Source organism: Flavobacterium zubiriense (genome assembly GCF_041729725.1).
Lineage (GTDB): Bacteria > Bacteroidota > Bacteroidia > Flavobacteriales > Flavobacteriaceae > Flavobacterium > Flavobacterium zubiriense.
Window position 1 is genome coordinate 114373 of record NZ_JBCFQL010000002.1, and the last position, 17589, is coordinate 131961.

Annotated in this window: 19 protein-coding genes; 11 read left to right on the plus strand and 8 right to left on the minus strand. The window is 31.4% G+C overall.

The features are described from left to right. Positions 1-94: 94 nt before the first annotated feature. The 4 genes from AAGV28_RS02485 to AAGV28_RS02500 all read left to right on the plus strand — a co-directional run bounded on the left by AAGV28_RS02485 (position 95) and on the right by AAGV28_RS02500 (position 3351). Positions 95-379: a TIGR03643 family protein gene (locus AAGV28_RS02485; RefSeq protein ID WP_373405396.1), complete on the plus strand. Its 285-nt coding sequence runs from the start codon at positions 95-97 to the stop codon at positions 377-379. 20 nt (positions 380-399) lie between these two features. After that, positions 400-1083: an SDR family NAD(P)-dependent oxidoreductase gene (locus AAGV28_RS02490; protein WP_373405249.1), complete on the plus strand. Its 684-nt coding sequence runs from the start codon at positions 400-402 to the stop codon at positions 1081-1083. Between the two features lie 16 nt (positions 1084-1099). After that, positions 1100-1711 carry a GTP cyclohydrolase I FolE gene (gene folE / locus AAGV28_RS02495; protein ID WP_373405250.1) on the plus strand — a complete coding sequence of 204 codons (612 nt, stop codon included), beginning with the start codon at positions 1100-1102 and terminating at the stop codon, positions 1709-1711. Positions 1712-1932: 221 nt separating this feature from the next. Beyond that, positions 1933-3351 (plus strand): SDR family oxidoreductase, encoded by a 1419-nt coding sequence (locus tag AAGV28_RS02500; protein ID WP_373405251.1) that lies wholly within the window; start codon positions 1933-1935, stop codon positions 3349-3351. A gap of 75 nt (positions 3352-3426) precedes the next feature. On the opposite strand, the gene AAGV28_RS02505 is transcribed toward AAGV28_RS02500, so the two are convergent. Genes AAGV28_RS02505 through AAGV28_RS02530 form a run of 6 tightly spaced genes read right to left on the minus strand, consistent with a single transcriptional unit; the run spans position 3427 to position 8944 of the window. Then, complete coding sequence (locus tag AAGV28_RS02505) at positions 3427-4719, minus strand: cryptochrome/photolyase family protein (protein ID WP_373405252.1); 1293 nt, start codon at positions 4717-4719, stop codon at positions 3427-3429. After that, on the minus strand, positions 4719-5180 hold the full coding sequence (locus AAGV28_RS02510; RefSeq protein WP_373405253.1) for an SRPBCC family protein: 462 nt from the start codon (positions 5178-5180) through the stop codon (positions 4719-4721). The genes AAGV28_RS02505 and AAGV28_RS02510 overlap by 1 nt, the downstream gene beginning before the upstream one ends. Before the next feature lie 51 nt (positions 5181-5231). Then, a complete protein-coding gene (locus AAGV28_RS02515) occupies positions 5232-5672 on the minus strand; it encodes a sterol desaturase family protein (RefSeq protein WP_373405254.1) in 441 nt (146 codons plus the stop codon). Between the two features lie 25 nt (positions 5673-5697). Next, a complete protein-coding gene (locus AAGV28_RS02520) occupies positions 5698-6540 on the minus strand; it encodes a phytoene/squalene synthase family protein (protein WP_373405255.1) in 843 nt (280 codons plus the stop codon). 3 nt (positions 6541-6543) lie between these two features. Continuing rightward, positions 6544-8013 carry a phytoene desaturase family protein gene (locus tag AAGV28_RS02525; RefSeq protein WP_373405256.1) on the minus strand — a complete coding sequence of 490 codons (1470 nt, stop codon included), beginning with the start codon at positions 8011-8013 and terminating at the stop codon, positions 6544-6546. 34 nt (positions 8014-8047) lie between these two features. Then, positions 8048-8944 carry a MerR family transcriptional regulator gene (locus AAGV28_RS02530; RefSeq protein ID WP_373405257.1) on the minus strand — a complete coding sequence of 299 codons (897 nt, stop codon included), beginning with the start codon at positions 8942-8944 and terminating at the stop codon, positions 8048-8050. Between the two features lie 235 nt (positions 8945-9179). Between AAGV28_RS02530 and AAGV28_RS02535 the strand changes: the two genes are divergently transcribed. Together AAGV28_RS02535 and purU are read left to right on the plus strand one after the other, a co-directional pair. After that, positions 9180-9887 (plus strand): DUF4197 domain-containing protein, encoded by a 708-nt coding sequence (locus AAGV28_RS02535; protein WP_373405258.1) that lies wholly within the window; start codon positions 9180-9182, stop codon positions 9885-9887. A 134-nt stretch (positions 9888-10021) separates the two neighbouring features. After that, entirely contained in the window at positions 10022-10876 is an 855-nt protein-coding gene (gene purU / locus AAGV28_RS02540) for a formyltetrahydrofolate deformylase (protein ID WP_373405259.1), read from the plus strand. A gap of 514 nt (positions 10877-11390) precedes the next feature. On the opposite strand, the gene AAGV28_RS02545 is transcribed toward purU, so the two are convergent. Both AAGV28_RS02545 and pyrF read right to left on the minus strand, forming a co-directional pair. Next, on the minus strand, positions 11391-12191 hold the full coding sequence (locus AAGV28_RS02545) for an ABC transporter substrate-binding protein (protein WP_373405260.1): 801 nt from the start codon (positions 12189-12191) through the stop codon (positions 11391-11393). Positions 12192-12278: 87 nt separating this feature from the next. Continuing rightward, the gene (gene pyrF / locus AAGV28_RS02550) at positions 12279-13097 is read right to left on the minus strand and encodes an orotidine-5'-phosphate decarboxylase (RefSeq protein ID WP_373405261.1); all 819 of its coding nucleotides are present in this window, start codon (positions 13095-13097) and stop codon (positions 12279-12281) included. 167 nt (positions 13098-13264) lie between these two features. On the opposite strand from pyrF, the gene AAGV28_RS02555 reads away from it, so the two are divergent. From AAGV28_RS02555 to AAGV28_RS02575, 5 genes are all read left to right on the plus strand, one after another. Next, the gene (locus AAGV28_RS02555) at positions 13265-13828 is read left to right on the plus strand and encodes a helix-turn-helix domain-containing protein (RefSeq protein WP_373405262.1); all 564 of its coding nucleotides are present in this window, start codon (positions 13265-13267) and stop codon (positions 13826-13828) included. 13 nt (positions 13829-13841) lie between these two features. Then, the gene (locus tag AAGV28_RS02560; RefSeq protein ID WP_373405263.1) at positions 13842-14288 is read left to right on the plus strand and encodes a response regulator; all 447 of its coding nucleotides are present in this window, start codon (positions 13842-13844) and stop codon (positions 14286-14288) included. A 3-nt stretch (positions 14289-14291) separates the two neighbouring features. Further along, positions 14292-16076 carry a sensor histidine kinase gene (locus AAGV28_RS02565; protein WP_373405264.1) on the plus strand — a complete coding sequence of 595 codons (1785 nt, stop codon included), beginning with the start codon at positions 14292-14294 and terminating at the stop codon, positions 16074-16076. Between the two features lie 126 nt (positions 16077-16202). Then, positions 16203-16712, plus strand: a complete 510-nt coding sequence (locus tag AAGV28_RS02570; RefSeq protein WP_373405265.1) for a hypothetical protein — start codon at positions 16203-16205, stop codon at positions 16710-16712. A gap of 232 nt (positions 16713-16944) precedes the next feature. Beyond that, a complete protein-coding gene (locus AAGV28_RS02575) occupies positions 16945-17574 on the plus strand; it encodes a porin family protein (protein WP_373405266.1) in 630 nt (209 codons plus the stop codon). Positions 17575-17589 lie beyond the last annotated feature (15 nt).

The following is a 17589-nucleotide window of genomic DNA, read 5'->3' on the forward strand; positions in this document are numbered from 1 at the left end:
ATGGCAAAAATCAATGATAATGGCAATTACAAGAACCAATAACAATTTAAATAGTCAAACAAATAAACAAATAACCAAACTAACACTAGAAACTGTGACTACAAAAAAAGAACTTACTGATTTAGACAAAGACCGAATTATAGAAATGGCTTGGGAAGACCGAACCACTTTTGATGCAATTCGGCTCCAATTTGGATTAAAAGAACAAGAAGTAATCGACCTTATGCGTTCCGAAATGAAAGCTTCAAGTTTTAAAATGTGGCGTGAAAGAGTACAAGGCCGCAAGACAAAGCATGAGAAACTCAGACTTTTTAGTGAAGGGCGTTTTAAATGTAACAGACAAAGACAAATTAACAACAATAAAATTTCGAAAAGATAAATTTACAAAAGATTTGAAATATGAAAAACATTGTCATCATTGGAGGTAGTAAAGGAATTGGAAGTGCTATTTTATTACAACAATTAGAAACTAATTTTGTGTATAACATCAGTAGAACTGCACCCGATGTTACACATCCTAACCTTAAACATTTTACGGTTGATGTATTGCATGATTCCCTTCCTGAAATCGAGAACATCGATGCGCTTATTTATTGTCCCGGTTCTATCAACCTAAAACCTATTGGGAATTTAAACATTGACGATTTTAGAAATGATTTTGAAATAAACGTTATTGGGGCTGTAAAAGCCATACAGAAATACTTACCTATTCTAAAAAAAGGAGACCAACCATCCATTGTATTGTTTAGTACTGTTGCCGCTAAATTAGGAATGCCTTTTCACGCAAGTATTGCTACCGCAAAATCAGGCGTGGAAGGACTAGTAAAATCATTAGGGGCAGAATTGGCATCTGTAGTTCGCATCAATGCCATTGCTCCTACAATAACCGAGACATCACTTTCTTCAAATATTCTAAGAAATGATAGAATGAAAGAAAACATGATTGAACGCCATCCTATGAAAGGCTATTTAAAACCGAATGAAGTAGCTGAAATGGCTGACTTTTTAATTTCAGAAAAGGCTAAATCTATTTCAGGACAAATTTTCGAAATGGATTATGGAATAGTAACTTTTAAATTATAACAACAAACTAATAAACATGATAAAAGAAATAAGAAGCTACGAAAAAATTGAACAATACGATACCGAAATAACAGAAACATTAGCCGATAACTATAGAGTAATTATTGAAAATCTAGGAGAAGATGTAAACCGAGAAGGCCTGCAAAAAACACCAGAACGTGTTGCTAAAGCCATGCAATATTTAACACACGGATATGAATTAGATCCGTTAGAAATTTTGAAATCGGCATTATTTACCGAAGATCACCAACAAATGATTGTGGTAAAAGACATTGAAGTATATTCTATGTGTGAACACCACATGTTACCTTTTTTTGGAAAAGCACATGTAGCGTATATTCCAAATGGAAAAATTGTAGGACTCAGTAAAATTCCAAGAGTGGTTGATGCCTATGCCAGAAGAATGCAGGTTCAGGAACGATTGACTGATCAAATTAAAAATTGTATTCAGGAAGCCTTGAATCCGCTTGGTGTTGCTGTTGTAATTGAAGCACAACACATGTGTATGCAAATGCGAGGAATTCAAAAACAAAACTCTGTTACCACGACTTCTTCTTTCACTGGTGCTTTTGAAAAAGACAAAACTAGAAAAGAATTTATTAGTTTAGTTTCGAATAAATTAAGTTAACTTTAACTCGTTGGGTAAAATTGCTTTGGATAATAAATTTTAGTCGGTTAAAGTAAGTTTTCAAAAAATGCGAACAGCTTTTTCTGAAAATTTGCATCGAATACAGGGAAATTTAGAATAAATGTTCTCGACAAATTTTATGCTTCATTCCATTGCACAAAAAACATTCAAACTGAAATTTTTGATAATTTTACCCAACGACTTAACTATAATTAAAAAACATGAAAATTCTCTTAACAGGTGCAACAGGCTACATAGGAAAACGACTTCTGCCCATTTTAGTAACACAGGGACACGAGGTTATTTGTTGCGTAAGAGATAAAAATCGGTTTTATTGCCCCAAGGAATTTGAAAATAACGTCAACGTGATTGAAGTTGACTTCTTAAATAATCAAAGTTTAAGTGCCATACCAAACAACATTGATGCGGCTTATTATCTAATACATTCCATGTCCGGCGCTGCTTCTAATTATGATGAATTAGAAAGTCTTTCGGCTAAAAATTTTGTCGAAAGAGTCAATCAAACATCTGCTAAACAAGTTATTTATTTGAGCGGAATTGTAAACGACCAATCGTTATCCAAACATTTATCTTCCCGAAAAGCCGTAGAAACCATTTTGAATACTGGGAAATACGCCACCACAACCCTAAGAGCTGGAATTATTGTGGGTTCTGGCAGTGCTTCTTTCGAAATCATTCGGGATTTAGTGAACAAACTTCCTGTTATGATTACCCCAAAATGGCTGAATACTAAATGCCAACCCATTGCTATCAATGATGTGTTGGATTTTCTATCTAAATCTTTATTGAATCCACTTACATATCATCAAAGTTTTGATATTGGCGGCCCTGATATTCTTACGTATAAAGAAATGCTTTTGGCTTTCGCCAAAGCTAAAAATCTAAAAAGATGGATTATTACGGTTCCAATAATGACACCCAAATTATCTTCGTATTGGTTGTACTTTGTTACTTCAACATCATACAAACTGGCCGCTGCATTAGTAAGTAGCATGAAAGTAGAAGTTATTTGTAAAGACAACAAAATAAACCAACTGCTACATATTGAACCAATGTCCTATGAACAAGCCTTGTCTAGGGCTTTAGTAAAAGTTGAAGAAGATCAAGTAGCATCAAGCTGGAAAGATTCCCTCATTAGTGGACGATTCGAAAATAATCTTTCAGATTTCCTTAAAGTACCCAAAAAAGATTGTTTTATCGATAGAAGAAAAATGGAAATTGAGAACCGGGAATTCACAATTGAGCGCATCTGGTCCATTGGTGGAGAAACCGGCTGGTATTATGGCGATTGGTTATGGAGCATAAGAGGTTTTGTAGATAAACTATTTGGTGGCGTTGGATTAAGACGTGGCCGAACTAACCAACACAGTATTCGGTCGGGAGATGTTCTGGATTTTTGGAGGGTATTGTATGCTGATAAAGAAAAGGGGAAATTAGTGCTTTTTGCCGAAATGAAATTACCAGGAGAAGCATGGCTAGAATTCAAAATTATAAAAAACACCCTTTATCAATCGGCTACTTTTAGACCAAGAGGAATTTGGGGCAAATTATATTGGTATTCAGTTTTGCCATTTCATGGCTTTATTTTTAAGGGAATGTTAGAGAAATTGATTCGCTAATTTTTCAAAACATATTAAGTTCTATAGGCTTAATTTTCTTAAATCCCTTAATGGTCTAAAAATATCGCAAAACATTTACTTCAAAATCCCTGCTTTATAAGTAGCAATCGCTCGATCTCGAGCCATAGCATGATCGACCATAGGCTTTCCGTAACCCAAATCAAATTCGGGAATCCATTTTCGAATGTATTGTCCTTTTTCGTCAAATTTTTTCAATTGAATATCAGGATTAAAAACGCGGAAATAAGGCGCAGCATCGCAACCTGTTCCTGCGGCCCATTGCCAATTTCCTACATTGGCAGACAAATCATAATCCAATAATTTTTCGGCAAAATAGGCTTCTCCCCATTGCCATTGAATTAACAAATGCTTGCATAAAAAACTAGCCACCACCATTCGAACCCGATTGTGCATGTAACCCGTTTCATTCAATTGACGCATACCTGCATCGACCATAGGATAACCAGTTGTTCCGGAACACCAGCGTTTAAAATCTTCTTCGTTATTACGCCACTGAATTCCATCGTAAGCTGATTTAAAATTTTGAGTCATTACTTTAGGAAAATGATACAAAATTTGCATAAAAAACTCTCTCCAAATTAATTCACTCAAAAAAACTGCATTATTTTGGGCTGCAAAACCTACCATTTCACGAATACTTACTGTACCAAAACGCAAATGTGGAGAAAGATATGAAGTAGCATCCACAGCTGGAAAATCTCGAGTATCCTGATAGGTTGTAATTCCTTTAAAAGAATACGGTTTTACTTTTATTTTACTTTCGACAAAACCAATTTGTTCTAAAGAAGGGAAAGGAAAATGACTTTTAAAAAAATTAGAATAATAAATTGTAGTATCATATTCTAAAACAGTCTCTTTGTTGTAAGCCGCTAACCACTTATTTTTGTATGGTGTATAAACGGTATAAGGCAAACCATCCTCTTTAGTAATTTCTTTTTCCTCAAAAATCACTTGGTCTTTGAAAGAAAAACTAATCGTATTGTTGTTCTCAAATATTTGACAAATAGATTCGTCTCTTAGAATGGCATAAGGTTCATAATCTTTATTAAAAAAAACTTCTTTGACGTCAAATTGAGTAATTAATTCTTGCCAAATGTCTTGTGTTTTTCCTTTTTTGACCAATAAAGAACTCCCACTTTTATGAAGTGCTATATTAATTTGTGCCAAAGAATCGTGAATAAAACCAACTCTAGCATCATTTTTAGGCAAAGAATCTAGAATAGCATCATCAAAAATAAACAGAGGAATTACGGGGTATTTTGATTGCAAAGCATGAAACAACCCAATATTGTCCTGAAGCCTCAAATCACGTCTGAACCAAAAAAAGGAAACAGCAAACTTTGTCATTACTTAGCGTTAAATAATTCGTTTACTTTTTTCTCTCGGTATTCAAAAATTTCTTTGAGTTTATTTTTTACAATCAAAGTATTCATAATGCGACCAATAAAACCCAAAGGCAAAGCATAATGAACTAAATCAGTCATTTTAACTCCATTTTGAGTGGTTTCAAAAAAATGCTTGTGATGCCACAAAACATAAGGTCCAAAACGCTGTTCGTCAATAAAATAACTATTTTCTTTAACAAAAGTAATTTCGGTAACCCAAGGCAATTTGATTCCTAAAAGTGGGGAAACTTTGTATTGAATAATTTGTCCAGCATACATGTTTTTCTCATCAAAATCTGTAATCTGAAATCCCATTGTCTCGGGAGTTATTTTTTGTAAGTTACGTGGACTAGAAAAAAAAGCCCAACATTCTTCAAGCGTAGCGTTTACATGTTGAACTGTTTGTTTAGAATATACTTTCATTTGGTGATTTAAATTAGTTTGTGTTAGAGGAAACTTGATGGTCGAAAAAGATTATATTTTATAGTATTTAAAGGGTACAAAAAGCATCCCAAAACATTCGCCATCTTCTTTACCAAGGTGCTTGTGGTGCACTTTATGAGCTTTACGCAAACCTATAAGATATTTGTTTTTAGTATTCTTAAACCACTTAAAACGTTGATGAATTAAGACGTCATGAATCATAAAATAACATAAACCATAAAGCATAATACCTAATCCTATGAAAAATAAATAATTCAAACCTCCTTCGACACCATAATAAAACAATGTAATACTAGGTATTGCGAAAATGACAAAAAAGATATCATTTCGTTCAAAAACATGCTCGTATTTAGGTTGATGATGATCGGCATGGAAATACCACATTAGTCCGTGCATCAAGTATTTATGAGTTAACCAAGTAACTCCCTCCATGATTATAAAAACACCTATAGTAATCAAAAATGAAATCATTTTTTTGCTTTTTTAAATTTTTAAATTATTGAACCAATCGCAATTTATAAGTAACAAACGACTGTGCTAAAAGTGTAGCTTTAGTATAATTAGAAACTCGTATTCTGGTACTTCCTATTTCCTTACATGGCGTATTTTCTAATTTTTTTAGCAATTTTTTGTAATATACATAGGCGGTGTAAACGCCAAACTTAGCTTCAATAGGCAGTTTAACAATACCTTGATAGGCCACCCTGAAATCTTCGTTTATTTCATTGATAATCATTTCTTTAGATTTTTCATCAAAAGAATTCAAATCTACACCAGGAAAATAATTTCGATTTAAAATCAAGTTATCATCTTTAAGATCGCGTAGAAAATTTACTTTTTGAAAAGCAGAACCCAATCGCATGGCTTCGTCTTTCAAAGCCTCGTATTTACTGTCTTTTCCATCCACAAACACTTTTAAGCACATAAGTCCTACTACATCAGCCGAACCGTAAATGTATTCTTCATATTCACTTTTAGAATTATAATCTAACTTGACTAAATCCATTTTCATACTTTTCAAAAAAGCCTGAATCAAATCGTCTGATATATTGTATTTTTTTACCGTTTTTTGAAACGAATTCAAAATAGGATTCAAACTAATTCCAGAATGGTATGCTTTGTAATAATCGGTTTCGAAATCATTAATCAAATTTTCTTTGTCAAAACCATGAAAAGAATCTACAATTTCGTCAGCAAAACGTACAAAACCGTAGATACTATAAATGGCATCTCTAATACTCGGCGAAAGCATATATACCGCCAATGAAAATGAAGTACTGTAATCCTTAGTAACTAACTTACTACATTTAAAGGAAACATCGTCAAATAGTTGTTTCATAAACTATACTTTTAGAAATTGTTTGTCTATTAAATTAGATACTAACTTTCCAGAAATCAATGCCGGAGGAACTCCCGGTCCTGGTACGGTTAGCTGTCCTGTGAAAAATAAATTTCGAACTTTTTTACTTTTTAGTTTTGGTCTTAAAAAAGCAGTTTGTAATAATGTATTTGCCATTCCGTATGCGTTTCCTTTGTAAGAATTGTATTCTTCGACAAAATCGTTTTTACAGAATGATTGTTTAAATATAATATTTTCTTTTACTTTCTGTTGCGTAATAGTTTCAAAACGCGATATTATTTTATCAAAGTAGCTCAATCTCAACGCTTCTGAATCATTAATTCCGGGCGCTAGTGGCACTAAAAAGAATGCTGATTCCATGCCTTCTGGCGCAGCTGTTTTATCTGTCAACGAAGGGAAATTAGCATAAAACAATGGCTCGGATGGCCATTTAGGCTCATCATAAATATCTTTAGCATGCTGATTAAAGTCGGTGTCAAAAAACAGAGCATGATGCGAAATATTGTTTATTTTTTTGTTGAAACCAATATAAAATAACAAAGACGAAGGCGCAAACACCCTAGTGCTCCAATATTTTTCATCATATTGACGATATTCTTTCTCTAATAGGGTTTCGGTATGATGGTAATCAGCACCACTTAAAATCAAATCTGATTCGATTCTTTTTCCATTTACAACAATAGCTTTAGCTGTTTTATTTTCGACAATTATTTTTTCAATATTTGAATTTATAAAAAATTGTACTCCTAATTCTCTAGCCAAACTTTCCATAGCACGCACCACATCAAACATCCCTGTTTTAGGATGCCAAGTTCCAAGTCCAAAATCGGCATAATTCATAAAACTATAAAAAGAAGGCGTATTAGATGGCTTGGCTCCAAGAAATAAAACTGGAAATTCTAAAATTTGAATTAACTTTTCATTCTTAAATTTCTTGCGGACATCTCTACTGATATTGCTAAAAAACTGACCAATTTTCTTTGTCGTTTCAAACGTAACTAATTCTAACGGAGAAACTCCAGGGCGATACACTAAATCCTTTATAGCAATATCATAATTGCTTTTGGCTTCAGCCATAAAATCACGAAGTGTTGTACCACTCCCTTTTTCAATAGCTTCAAAAGTTGCAACTATTTCATCTAGATTATCAGCAATAGCTATAAATTCATTCACTCCAAAATACACACGATAAGCGGGTGACAATTTTATAAGCTCATAATAATCTGATGTTTTCTTTCCAAAATCGGCAAAAAAACGATCAAAAACATCTGGCATCCAATACCAACTCGGTCCCATATCAAATGTAAAACCATCTTTTTTCAATTGTCTCGCCCTACCTCCTATTGTTTCGTTCTTTTCAAAAACTAAAACTTCGTATCCGCTTTTTGCTAAATAACAAGCTGCTGACAACGCAGAGAACCCTGAACCTATAATTGTAATTTTTCTTTTCATTTGTTTAACAAATATATAAAATTATTAAACAAAATTACAGCCTAACTGTTAATTCTGCTATTGAATTAAAAACAGATATCTTCTTTAAAAGTGATTCTGATTTAATATCTGAAACTAACCTTCCAGTAAACCATAATTCAGTCGAATCATCTAATAATTCATCCACCATTTCTTGAACGTAATCATTGACTTCATCTCTATCCGGTTTTACTGTCAAACAAGAAACATAAACAATGGAATCAAAATGTTTTTTTAAATCTTTCAAACTACTAATAGGCATACTTTCACCTAAATAAATACTTTTGTAGCCCTCTAACAAAATTTCATAATGCAAATACATTAGACCTAATTCGTGAATTTCATTGAGAGGTAGCGACAAAACAAAAACTTTGTCCTGTCTAGAGGCTTGTAAAACCTGCAGTTTTTCTGAATTTAAAATTATTTTTTGCCTAATCAAATAACTTACAAAATGCTCGTGAGCGGGCGAAATAGTATCAGTTTGCCACAATAAACCAATTTCTTCCAGTAGTGGAATAAACACCTGATGAAAAATTTCTTTAAAGGATTTTTCTTCCGACAGCCAATTGTACGTGTTAAAAAAAAGTTGTTGATCAAAATTCATCATCGCCATTTTAAAAGCATTGATAGCGTGATTTTTTGAGTTTTTAGTAGATATAATTTGTTTTACAAGTACCGGGATTTCAGTTTCAGCCAGAGAAGCTATTTTTGAAATTTTATAACCGTAATCGTGTAAAAAAGTAATATTGAGTAGTTTTTGCAAATTGCATAAATCATACAATCTAATATTTGTATCAGTTCTCATAGGTTCAAGAATTTGATATCTTTTTTCCCAGATACGGATAGTATGTGCCTTTATTCCTGAAAGATTTTCAAGATCCTTAATGCTAAAAACATTTTTTATATTGTTCATTTATTTCTGTATAACATTAAACAAATGTACGTATTTTTTATTATTAATGTGATAGGAATAGTAAATTTAAATAATAAAGACCATAAAAGCAGTATGGCATAAAAAATATATCACACAATAAACCTCTTTACCATCTAATATAGAACTATACTAAGGACAAATTGTTATAAATAATGTTATTGTTTGAATTAAGTAGTATTTTTGGCAGCAAACAAATGAACTTTAAAAAAATAATATGAAAAAAGTATGCTCCCTTATAATCCTATTTAGTCTTTTTAGTTGTGCCGAAATGCAACAAGTACTCAGTCAGATGCCTCAAGCAGGTACAATGGGAATGACTGATATATCCGGCGGACTAAAAGAAGCCTTAAATAATGGTATCACAAAGCAAGTCAGTAAATTAACTACTACAGATGGTTTTTATAGAAACGAAGTTGTGAAAATCTTACTTCCAGAAGAGTTAAGAAAAGTAGATACAGGATTAAGAAGAATTGGATTAAGTGCTTTAGCTGACGAAGGTTTAAAAGTAATGAATCGCGCTGCCGAAGATGCCGTAAAAGAGGCCACACCTATATTTATTGATGCGGTAAAAAACATGTCTTTTGCAGATGCAAGAGGGATTTTATTAGGCAATGACACTTCTGCTACCAATTATTTAGAAAATAGTACTTCGACATCTCTATACAGCAAATTCAATCCTGTTATCCAAAACTCTTTCACAAAAGTGGGAGCTGATAAAGTCTGGACAAACATTATTACTAAATACAACAGCATTCCACTAGTAACTAAAGTCAATCCAAATTTGACGGACTATGTTACAAAACAAGCCATGAATGGTGTATTTAAAATGGTAGCGGTTGAAGAAAAAAACATTCGAACAAATATCAGCGCCAGAACATCGCCTTTATTACAGAAAGTGTTTGCTATGCAAGACAACAAATAAAAACCCATTTTTAAAACCAGTTGTTTTGTAAAAAAATAAGATTAGTTTTGATTTCTTAAAACATAAATAATAGAATTAATTTCGATAAACAGTTAGTAAAACAGGATTATCGAAAGAATGAAATAATGATAAAAATGCAAAAAATAACCATATTGATCCATTGCGAAGATCAAAAGGCAATTATCGCCTCGGTAACTAATTATATTGCTTCTATCGAAGGAAACATCATTTATCTGGACCAGCATGTTGATGCTAATGAAAATGTTTTCTTCATGCGTTTAGAATGTGAATTCAGTACTCAAAACTGGGATTTAGAATTAATAAAAAAAGATTTTCAAGTAAATCTAGCTGATAAATTTAATATGTCATGGGAAATTTACACCCAAGAATACAAACCCAGAATGGCACTTTTTATTTCTAAATACGATCACTGTTTATATGACATCTTAGGGCGATATAGCGCTGGAGAATTGCCATTAGAAATTCCGTTGATTATTAGTAATCACGAAGATTTAAAAGCAGTAGCCGATCGTTTTGGAATTCCTTTTCATCATGTTCCTTTTAACAAACACATCAAGGAGGAAGGAGAGAAACAACAAATTGCATTATTAAAAGAATACAATATCAATTTTATTGTACTAGCCCGATACATGCAAATTATCACTCCTAATTTGATAGCATTGTACAAAAATAAAATTATCAATATTCATCATTCGTTTTTACCTGCATTTCCAGGAGCGAAACCGTATCATTCGGCTTTTGCCCGTGGCGTTAAAATTATTGGCGCTACAAGCCATTATGTAACCGAAGAATTAGATGAAGGACCAATTATTGATCAAGATATCACTCGAGTTTCTCATAGTCATTCTATTGAGGATTTTATTGTAAAAGGACGTGACTTAGAACGCAGCGTGTTGGCTAGAGCCATAAAACTTCATGCAGAACGTAAAACAATGGTTTACAATAACAAGACTGTAATTTTCTCTTAAATAATATTGTTATTTATTGAAAAAATATTTAAAAGTTAACTTATAACCAACAAAGTAATAACATATCCTTAACAGCTTATCCCGCCGTTATGTGGCATCTTTGCAATGTAATGAACTGGTTATTTATTATATTTGGTTTTGGTTAGTTAAAACAGTGCTAGTATTTTTGAAATACTAGCACTTCTTTATTTAAGGACTTTCTTGTTTTATTTATTAAGATGATTTAGAAAAAATAAACCTCCTAAAATCAACACTTCTGTTGATTTTAGGAGGTTTATTTTTTTAGATTTAGATTCGCAAACAAAGAGCTAAACTTATTATAAAAAGAACTTGAAATTTAATGTGAGAACATCATAACTTTGCGAAAAAATTTCTGCTATGAATGGACTTTTGAAAGAGACAACTGAAATTAAGAAACTACAAAACGAGTTTAAAATCCTTACTGGGATCATACAGAAGGAAACGAATACAACTAAAAAAGAAACAAAAAGAATTGGTTCTTGAAGAATGTGAATTATAAGTTTTGGTGCAATTTTTTAAAATAATCTAACGCTTTTAATAATCGACTTCCATGCCAAGAAAACATTTCTCCATCGACTAGAATTATATTTGATAGGCTACAAAAATGAGTCATTTCTAATGCCTCTTTCTCTTTGAAAGGATACGGTTCTGAAGAGAGTAGTACCAAATCTAAATCATCTACTGTATTTATTTCCTGAAGATCAATCACAGGATATCTGGATAGGTTTGCAAAAACATTCTCAAAACGGTTTAATTGCAATAATTCATTAATAAAATTGTTGGAACCCGCAACCATATAGGGATTTTTCCAAATAAAATAAGCTACTTTCCGAATTGGTTTTCTGTCGATAAATTGCTTAAAATCGCTCAAAGCAAAAACTAAACTGGCATTCCATTGCTGGGCTTCTCGAGTACAATCAAACAGATGACCAAAATCGCTTATCATTTTTAAATTATCTTCAATGGTAACAATATCAGTTACCCAAACGCTGCATATCAGGCGAAGATTTTCTACTATTTCTAAAGTATTTTCTTCTTTGTTGCAAATAACAATATCGGGAGTCAGCGCTTTAATTTTATTATAATCTACTTTTTTTGTTCCTCCAACAATTGCTTTTTTAGTTATTAACTTTTCTGGATGAATACAAAATTTCGTAATCCCCACAATTTTTGACTCTAAACCTAAATCCACCAACAATTCGGTTTGCGAAGGAACTAAGGAAATAATACGTTGTGGCACTTTATCAAAAGTATGTAAGATTCCAATATTGTCGATTAATGAGTACTGCTCCAATAGATTCAATTTAAAATTTGAATAAAAAAACCACTAAAAAGCATTGCTTCTTAATGGTTCTATATGAATTAAAAAAACTAATTTTTATTATTTAGATTCCAATATTGCTGCCATTTCTTGTTGGATTTTCAAAGCTTCTTCTCGCGCTTTGTCTGCAAAATCAACGTCTTTAGAAGCGTAAATAATTCCTCTGGACGAATTAATCAGCAATCCTACATTAGCATTCATACCGTATTTGCAAACTTCAGATAAACTTCCGCCTTGAGCGCCAACACCGGGAACTAGTAAAAAACTATCGGGAACTATTTTTCTGATTTCGGTAAAATATTCTGCTTTGGTTGCTCCTACCACATACATTAAATTCTCACTGTTTTTCCATGTTTTAGAAGTTTCTAAAACACGTTTGTACAATTCTTTCCCGTCCGTATCAAGCGTTTGGAAATCAAAAGCCCCTTCATTAGAAGTTAAGGCTAACATTATGGTATGTTTGTTTTCGAAAGCTAAAAAAGGTTCTACTGAATCTTTTCCCATATATGGAGCAACAGTAATACTATCAAAATTCAAATCTTCAAAAAAAGCTTTGGCATACATGGAAGAAGTATTTCCTATGTCACCTCGTTTAGCATCAGCAATGGTAAAAACATCAGGATAATTTTCGTTGATGTAATTGATCGTTTTTTGCAAAGACCTCCAACCTTTTATTCCATAAGCTTCAAAAAAAGCAGTATTGGGTTTGTAAGCAACGGCTAGATCATGAGTTGCATCAATTATTGCTTTATTAAATTCAAAAATAGGATCTTCTAATGCTAAAAAATGTTGAGGAATTTTATTTAAATCGACATCTAATCCTACGCATAGGAACGATTTTTTAATATTGATTTGCTCAATTAGCTGCTGTGTAGTCATTGATTATTTTTTACAAAACACAAAGTTACAAAGCCATTCCTTATTTCTATAAGAATTAGATAAGTTTATCTATAAAATTTTAATTTTTGATGAAAAACTTATTTAGAAAAATTCTTAATTAAGAAACTCTTTTATTACTTTTACTAAAACTTATAAAAATATTAACCTTGAAGTTATTTTTAAAAACAGATACGCATTTTCTAATCAAAAAAGTATTAGAAGAAAAATTAGATGTATTTAAAATTAAGTACAATCTAATTAATAATAATGAAATTTTATTTTTAGAAACTATTGACACCGCTATTTATGATAAAATAGCTTCGGTATTGAATGACTATGGTTTTGAAATTATTGAAAATCAGAAAAACATTATTGTTCAAAAAATAAAAGAAACTATTATCGAAATGATTTTTAACGATGAAGCACCGGCGGTAAAAAGTTCTGTTTATTTAGCCGAAAAATTAAATCATAGTTATGGTTATCTTTCGAATATTTTTTCGGAAGTTACCTATACTTCAATTGAGAATTACATCATTATTCAGAAAATTGAATATGTAAAAAAACTCATTGCTCATCATGATTTGACTTTAACCGAAATTGCTTTTAAGCTCAACTATTCTAGTGTTGCGCACTTAAGCTCGCAATTTAAAAACACTACTGGAATTACTCCTTCGGCATTCCAACGTATCATGAAAAAACGTACCCAAATTACCAATCAAAATATAAACTAAACCTAATCCTACTATGCAAAAAGATTTCATCTTAATTACACTTGCAGATGATGACGAAGACGACAGAATGTTTTTTACAGAAGCCTTTGAAGAGTTAAAAATCAATACTGTTGTAAACACTGTAAATAATGGTGTGGCTTTAATGAATTTCCTTAATGCTCCCGAGAGTATTTTGCCTAATATTATTTTCCTGGATTTAAATATGCCTTTGAAATCAGGTATTGAATGTTTAAAAGAAATTAAAGCCGATCCCAAGTTTAACAATATTGTGATTGCCATTTACTCGACTTCCTCATCTGAAGAAGATATCGAAGACACTTTTGTACTTGGTGCCAATATTTACATAAAAAAACCAAATCATTTTGGAAAGCTAAAAGAAGTTTTATCAGAAGTAGTTACCCTTAACTGGCAATATATTACTTCGGGATTAGATAAAGATAATTTTTTATTACGTATGTAACCTATGTTTCAATCTAAGTTATTTAATTCTATTGGATTTATCAGAGCTGTGTTTTTAATTGCTTTTTTTATTTTAATTTTTTTAGCATCTGTAACTTACAGACATATAAAAGAATTAGATAAAATAAGTGATTCGATTATTAACACTTATGAGATTTCTATCGAATTAGGACAACTTATCTCTCATATAAAAGACGCCGAAACAGGTCATCGCGGTTATATTATTACTAATGATTCGCTCTATTTAGAACCATTTATAAGTGCGAGAAACAAGATTAATCATTCTTTTCAAACTCTAAACAATACCGTAAAACACGACACTACAAAACAAGAACGACTCAAGCGGATATATGATTTAGTAGACAAACGTTTTTCTTTTTTTAAAAACCGTTTTTCCAGTAAAAAAGAATTCAACACTGATTTTAAAGATGGAAAATTAGTTATGGATTCCTTAAGAACGGAGATTGATAGCATGCTAAGCACCGAAAACAAACTTTTGAACTTAAAAGGAAAACTCTATAAAAACAACAACTCCAATACTCCTTTAATTATTTTCTCCACTTTCCTAATTTCTATTTTGATTTTAGGCTTGGGTTATTTGCGCATTATTAAAAACTACAAAGATTTAATGAATCAAAACATTAGATTAAAAATATTTGACGAATCGAGTAAACAAGCCGAAATACTTGGAAAATACGGAAGTTGGATGTTTAATTTGGAAGATAGAACTTTTAATTATTCTGATAATAAATTTCGTTTGTTAGGCAGCATTCCACAATCTTACCTACCCACTTTTGAAAATTTATTAGATAATATCCATCCTGAAGACAAAGAAATTCTTTCGGACGCTTTTGAACAAATAGAAGAAAATGAAAGTTTCCCATTGATTCGGTATCGAATAATTAAAAAAGACACGCTCGATATACGTTATTTTAGAACTACTGCTAGAATATTTATTGACCGATTAGGCCATAAAAACGTTTTAGGTACTACTCAAGACATTACCGAAGACTATCATAAAACCCAGTTAATAAAATTAAGAAATAAAGAGTTAGAACAAAACAACAAGGAATTAACTGAATTCAATCATGTGGCGAGTCATGATCTACAGGAACCACTCCGGAAAATTCAAACTTTTATCTCTCGAATTGAGGATCGAGAAAAAGAGAGTTTATCTCAAACAACAAAAGGGTATTTTGAAAAAATTCAAGAAGCTTCTAATAGAATGCGTATCTTAATTGACGATTTATTACAATATTCCAGAACCAATCGTTCCGAAAATAAATTCGAAATTACCAACTTAAACACCATTGCCAATAATGCTATAAGTGAACTTTCGGAAAATATTGCTGAGAAAAAAGCAGAAATAATTTTTGAAAACCTCCATGAAGTTCATGGTATTCCCTTTCAACTCGAACAGCTTTTTATCAATATTATAGGAAATTCTCTAAAATATTCAAAAAAAGATGTGCATCCAGTTATTACAATAACTTCATCTAAAGTAAAAGGTTCTAAAACCCCTATTTTAAATGACAATTCGAAAAGAGAATATATAAAAATTACTTTCAAAGACAACGGACTTGGCTTTGAACAAAAATATGCCGAAAAAATATTTTTGCTTTTCAATAGATTACATGACAAAAACGAATTTCCTGGAACAGGTGTTGGATTAGCTATTTGCAAAAAAATAATTGAAAACCATAAGGGTTATATTTTTGCCAAAGGTTTACCTAACCAAGGCGCAACCTTCAAAATTTATTTGCCTATTTACAAAACAACAATTGTATAATATTATTAAAAAATCATATAAATTAAATTAAGTGAATTTTATTTATTTTTGCACAAATCCTTAATGATGAACTCCCTAAAATTAAAAAACTATATTTTATTTTTTATACTGCTCTGTATCTGCAGTATGATGCTAACATACTGTAATAAAAAAACGAAAGAAATAGAACAAATTCAAGAAATAGAAACAATAGACGATGGAGAAAAAACGGTTGTTAATACAAAAATAAGTGAACCTGTCCTAACTCAAATTACAGAATCGAATTTAAAAATAGTAGCTATTGCCCAAAAAGCTCAGGAAGCTACCATGTCTAACAGAACTAGAACTATTTTAGTAGAAATTGAAAAAAAACATCTCCAACTAAAAAATAAGATTCGAAAAATTGCCAAAGATAATTTTATCATCATCCCAAACACCTTGTATGATACCAGATTAATAAAAAATTTTATTGCAGAAATAAACACTACATCTTATTTAAAAAAATTAGAGAATTCGTTGCTTATGGAATTAGATCTTTATAATGAGATAAACTTAAACAGTCAAAACAACGATTTAAAAAAATTAACAGAAGAAGCAATTCCAGTTATCAAAAAAAACATAGCAATTGTTAAGACCGAACAAAAACGATTAGAATAAGTACTAAAGAACGAAAAACACAGAACTTACTTTTTTTTAGTTACAAATACATTTATAGAAATAAAATTTGACGAAACACCTTTTATAAGGTGTTTTTTTATTTTACTAGAATATGGAAATTTTATAAAACTCTAAAAATATACTGTAATAAATATGATTCAGAGTTGTTGCAACTTTGTACCGTAGCCTAGGAACTACTTAAACTTTATAATTAATCATTAAAAATACAACTATGAAAAATTTATTTTTATCTGGAATTGTTTGCCTATCATTTGTAAGCTTTACTAAAGCACAGGAACTGAGTCCTTCCATAGGTATTAAAGGTGGAGTTAACTTTACTAACCTTTATACTGAAGACGTTGATGATAACAATGTTTTAACCAGCTTCAACGCAGGTTTATTTGTTAATTTGCCTGTTACTTCGGCAGTATCGATCCAACCTGAGCTTAACTTTTCTAGAAAAGGATCTGAATTAGTTTATGACAATGCTTTTGCATCAGGAACAACAAAATTAAAGCTGAACTATTTAGAAATGCCCGTTTTATTAAAACTTAATGTAACACCTAATTTCAATGTTCATTTTGGTCCTTATGCCGCATATTTAATAGACGGACAAGCTACTAATGAGAGTGACAGTGGTTCTTTTAATTTTGAAGAAAACATTGACAACGACGACTTAAACAAATGGGATTATGGTTTAGCAGCTGGTGTTGGACTTGATTTTGGTTCAACTTCATTAGGTGTTCGTTACAATTATGGATTGCAAACCATTGGTAAAGAAAGAACTTTTGCAGGTCAAACTTACACATTTCCAGACTCAAAAAATAGTGCTTTGAGTGTGTATGTTGGTTTCAAACTTTAATATTTATTAATCAAA